3 protein-coding genes are annotated in these 5685 nt (G+C 35.4%); all 3 read left to right on the forward strand.

What is annotated here, in order from left to right:
- Nucleotides 1–2223 (forward strand): type I restriction endonuclease subunit R (locus OU792_RS18065; protein WP_274670979.1); only part of this gene is annotated, 2223 nt, incomplete at its 5' end.
- 61 nt (nucleotides 2224–2284) lie between these two features.
- Entirely contained in the window at nucleotides 2285–2941 is a 657-nt protein-coding gene (locus OU792_RS18070) for a M48 family metallopeptidase (RefSeq protein ID WP_274670980.1), read from the forward strand.
- A gap of 617 nt (nucleotides 2942–3558) precedes the next feature.
- A complete protein-coding gene (locus OU792_RS18075) occupies nucleotides 3559–5451 on the forward strand; it encodes a hypothetical protein (RefSeq protein WP_274670981.1) in 1893 nt (630 codons plus the stop codon).
- Nucleotides 5452–5685: the final 234 nt, after the last annotated feature.

Raw genomic sequence — 5685 nt, forward strand, 5'->3', positions numbered from 1 at the left:
ATTTTATGGCACACTCAAGGTTCTGGTAAATCATTAACCATGGTTTGGCTAGCCAAGTGGATTCGAGAGAATGTAAGAGATAGCAGAATCCTTATCATTACGGATAGGGAGGAACTGGACGATCAAATAGATAAGCTTTTTACAGGTATTGATGAAAAAATATATCGGACTAAAAGTGGTCGGGATTTAATCAATGTGTTAAATCATAAGACAGAAATGTTGGTTTGCAGCCTTGTTCATAAGTTTGGTAGAAATGCTGAGGATGGTGATTTTGATTCATTTATTGAAGAGGTAAAAGCCAATTTAGGTGGTGATTTTAGGGCAAAGGGGGATATCTATGTTTTTGTAGACGAATGTCACCGTACCCAGTCTGGAAAGCTGCATGATGCCATGAAGATGATCTTACCAGATGCTTTGTTTATTGGATTTACAGGGACACCCTTACTCAAAAAGGACAAACAGAAATCCATTGAAATTTTTGGGCCTTACATAGGGAATCCCTATAAGTTTGATGAGGCAGTAGAAGATGGAGTGGTGCTAGACTTATTATATGAGGCCAGAGATGTGGAGCAATTTGTCACTGACCAAAATAAGATTGATGAGTGGTTTGATGCCAAAACAGCAGGTCTTACAGATGTTGCCAAGGTGGAATTGAAAAAGCGCTGGGGTACGATGCAAAAGGTGCTGGGTTCTAAGTCCAGGCTCGAAAAAATAGTATCGGATATCATTTTTGATTTTGAAACAAAACCCAGGTTAAAAACTGGTGAAGGGAATGCCATGCTAGTATCCAGCTCGGTACATCAGGCATGCAAATACTATGAGCTTTTCCAGAGTAATAATTTCAAGCAGTGCGCAATCATCACTTCCTATGATCCCCATCACGGAGATATTAAAGGAGAAGAAACAGGAGAAGGTTTGACAGATAAACTCATGAAGTATGAGGTCTATACCAAAATGTTGAATGGGAAATCCACGGAAGATTTTGAAGCTGAGGCAAAGGCCAAGTTTATCAACGAACCGAGTAAGATGAAGCTCTTGATCGTAGTTGATAAGCTGCTAACAGGGTTTGATGCTCCATCAGCAACTTATCTTTATATAGATAAGAGTATGCAAGACCATGGTCTATTTCAAGCAATTTGTCGTGTAAATCGAATTGATACAGAAAGTAAAGATTATGGCTATATCATAGACTATAAGGACTTGTTTCAAAGCTTGCAGAAATCCATCACTGATTACACTTCACAGGCCTTTGACAACTTTGATAAGGAGGATGTAAAAGGATTACTAAAGGACAGGCATACAGAAAGCAAAGATCGCTTAGAGACAGCATTAGAGGCCTTGATCGCAATGTGCGAACCAGTACATCCCAAAGATGAACCAACCTTTATCAAATATTTCTGTGGCAATACAGAAAATCCTGACGAAATAAAAGAGACTGAGGAGAAAAGAGTTGGCTTATATAAGGCGGTAGTAAAGTTGATAAGAGCCTATGCGAATGTGGCAAATGAGATGCACAGACTGGGTTATACAGATGCTGAAGCAGCCGAAATTAAAGAGCAGGTAAAATATTACTCAGACCTACGAGAAACCATCAAACAAGCCAGTGGAGATTACCTGGATTTCAAACGCTTTGAACCTGGAATGAGGCAATTAATGGATATGTATCTAGATGCCAATGCCAGCAAGAAGATTTCCGATTTTGAAAATAAATCACTGGTAGACCTGATTGTCAAGTTAGGGGACGAATTAAGAGATACTCCAGAAAATCAAAAGCAAACCAGACAGAAAGCTATAGCTGAGACCATCGAAAATAATGTTAGAAAAGTGATTAATGAGGAGTCTCAGACCAATCCAAAATATTACGAGAAAATGTCTGCGCTTCTAAATGAGCTTATCCATGAAAGAAATCAAGCTGCAATAGCCTATCAAGAATACCTAGAGAAAATCAAAGAGCTTGCTAAAAATGTCTCAAACCCTTCTGGAAATACTTCATATCCTCCAGAAATAAATACCAAGGCTAAGCAGGCACTATACGATAATCTTGAAAATGACATTTCACTCTCTATGGTATTGGATCAGGCTATTCGCTATAATAAGCTAGATGGATGGCGTGACGGAGGAATCAAAGAAAAAAAACTACGAATAGAGGTAAATAAGATCATTAATGACCCAGAGAAAACTATGGAGTTAATGAAAATAATCAAGGCGCAAAGTGAGTATTAGATCCGAAATAGTAAAAATTGCCAACATTCAGATTGAAGTTGTCAGAAAAGACATCAAGAACATGCACTTGGCAGTTTATCCACCTCATGGCAGAATACGTTTAGCGGTACCTCAAAAAACAGATGAGGAAGTATTTAGGCTTTTTGCAATCAGTAAACTGGGCTGGATAAAAAAACAGGTAAAGAATTTTAAAGACCAGGCTAGGGAGAGCAAACGAGATTATGTTTCCGGTGAAAGTCATTACTTTCAAGGAAAAAGATATATCCTAGAAGTAAAGGAACCTGATGGAAATAGTAAAGTGGAGATAAAAGGGTTAAAAAAGATTATCCTCAGAGTTCCAAATAATTGCTCAACTGAGGAAAGAGCTAAGATCATAAAAGAGTGGTACCGCAAGCAATTGAAGCTTCAAATCCCTTCATTACTTGAAAAATGGGAGAAAGTGATTGGAGTAAAAGCAAATGATTGGGGAGTGAAACAAATGAAAACAAAATGGGGAGCTTGCAATACCGAGGCTAAAAGAATCTGGTTAAATCTGGAGCTAGCCAAAAAGCCACCTATTTGCCTGGAATACATTCTCGTACATGAATTAGTACATCTCCATGAAAGAAGCCATAACGATAGATTTATAGCCTTAATGAATAAATTTATGCCTAAGTGGAGGTTTTACCGCAATGAATTAAACAAGCTGCCAATTGTGCATAATGATTGGGGCTATTGATTTGATAACCATTGAATGATCCAAGATGATGGCAGATTAAATCAATAAAGAAGTGAAAACTCATCAGCTACCTCTAGGTGGAGAATTAGGGATGGCGGCTGAGGAGTGATAATTTGAATTAATTATTCATTATAAAAGACAAATTTTAATGACTACTTTGTTTATTTTCTTTCTTGCGTTCTGTTTATTCATAGCCTATGTGATTATTGAAAATTATAATAAAGAGAGGGACTCTAAATCAAAGTTAGGAAACGGAATGTTGTTTTTAGTTTTTGTCATAGTGCTAGTCGTTTTATCCTTTGTATTAAGTTTGATTTCTAGTTCATTTAAATAAAGAAATACGTTATAATATACTGAAAATCAAATATTTATGATTAGTTTTGAATCTAAACGGAATAAAAAGAGTCGAATATAAAAAGAGAATGGAGGATCAAAAGACAGTATTTGATTTTAAGAAAGTAAATGAATCCGTTTGGCTTCGAGAAGATCAGTATCTATCTGATTATGTAGGAGACAATCTCAATTTTCGAAATGGCCTACCAAAAGGAATATTCAACAAAAAGTACCCTGGAATGGGTGCAACCTTCTGTGAATTTTTTGCTGAGAGGCCATCTATTTTGGTATTTCCATTTAGAAGATTAGCTTTTGAAAAGTTCGAAGACTACAAAAAGAAAGGGCGAAATACTTTTTTTGTGGGTACAGACCCTAATAATAAGTCAACTAGTAAATTTCAGATTAAGGATTGGTATTCTAGAAATAAAGATAAAAACCCAAAATTCTCAGTAGTAGCAGATAGTATTCAGAAGTTGGTGGAGGCATTAAGAGAGGTAGGTTCTGATCCCTTCAAAGAGTTTTTTCTGGTATTGGATGAAGTGGAATTGCTCCAAATGCAATCAGGGTTTAGATCTAAACTTCCATTATGTTTCGACTACTTCAAGAAGTTTGAGCAAAAATGTTTGGTTTCTGCGACGCTATTAGACTTTTCTGATAAAAAGTTGAAGAAATTACCACAGTATGATTTAGAGGTCTTTACCTCCAAGACTGATGATTTGGGGATTCCTTATACAAGAGAAAAGGAAAAGCTTCAGGTTCGAAACTATAAAAAGAATCCTCACTGGGGAGTTGCTAACCACTTGGTTGATTTTTTTAAAAGTCAAAAAAACCAATCAAATGACACTAAGTTTTTTATTGGACTCAATTCTTTGGAAGGCTTATCAGAAATGATTGAAATTTTTGAAAAAGCTAAAATTGGAGATTTAGTTTCAGTCCATGTAAGTTCCAAAAGCAAGGAAAGGTTTTACAAAAAGTACAACAAGTTTGAAATTAAGGAAGGGAAATTGCCAACTGCCATTAACCTGACTTCCTGTATTAATTTCAGTGGAATTGACATTCATGATAATATTCACGCTGTAGCCATATCCCTTAAAGGCAAGATACATCATGCATTCAGTTTTGAGAACTTGGTTCAATTCTTTGGTAGATCAAGGACTAAGAAGCAAAAGCCACCCTATACTTTTGCTTTATCGCTAGAAGGAAATATTAGCTATCAAAAACAGAAAGTACCTTTAGGTAAAAGGAAAGAGGACCTAAACGGTTTAATTGATTACATCAATACAAAAATTGAGGAGGAAAAAGATAGGGCAGATCTTATCAAGGCAATGGCAGAGACAGAATCTAGTCTGATATATATCAATGATGAGGGAAATCCAGCAGTAAACTGGTTACTGGAGGATCTAGAAAACCATGAGTTGGATAAGTTAAGTCATTACAATGAGAAAGGTAAAACCCTTATTTCTAAGCTAGATGAAAGGTATCAGATAGAATCTTTTGATTATCCTAATTCCAAATATTCCATTGTACCAGATAAAAGAACTGATGAAGAGAAAGAGGCTGAAACGCTGGACAAGTTTTTGGATAACCTAGATGCTGATTATGAAAGTAGCGATCTAGTTGATAGATTTCTTGATGATGAATCCAAGCAATCCATAAAAGTAGCTGCTTATTGGTATTTGTTTGGAAGGGCTTTTTCATTGGAAGAGGAAAATTGTTGGGAATTAGCAAACCATTATTCGAGATTTAAAAAACCATATCAAATTTCCTCTGTAGTGGTTGATGGACTAAGGTTTTATGTCCGACATAGAGAATCTTTCCAATATTTCATTGAAAGGCTTTATAAAAAAAGAAACAATCAGAATAATATAAGCCCTAAGTACGTAATTGAAGAACTAAGAAAAATTAGTGCCTATAAAAGTCATTTAAAATCAATTTTTGAATCTGGGAATGAAGGAGAGGGAGCCTCCTTCTTGATGGAATATTTTTTTGGGTTGGAAAAGTTTGGAGGGAAGAACTCAAAATTCAAAATCGAGGATTTTTCTATTGAGAAGCCGAGTCTTTTAAAAAAGTTGCCTCAAATTGAAAATCAGATAAATAATGTTTCAAAAGTTCCAAAAGGGGTTGGGATAGATAGAAACAAGTTCAGTAAAGAAAATTTAATTGATACTGAATTTTAAAAAAGTAGGGAGGTTTAAATCTAATCCTATTGAAAGTTAGACCTCCCTACTTTTTTTGTTAGTTAAAAAAATCAAATTAATTACGATGGTTAAGCTAACTAAGATACTTGGTTAAATCGCATAGGACTTTAATTGTAATTCGATTCTCCTTAGGTAGTATGAATAATTTTTTTCAATTCATTCCCTAACATATTCAGCATTTTCAAAATTTACTGAAGCATAACGTTCAGCCTC

The sequence above is a fragment of the Algoriphagus sp. NF genome (genome assembly GCF_028823735.1).
GTDB classification, from domain to species: domain Bacteria; phylum Bacteroidota; class Bacteroidia; order Cytophagales; family Cyclobacteriaceae; genus Algoriphagus; species Algoriphagus marincola.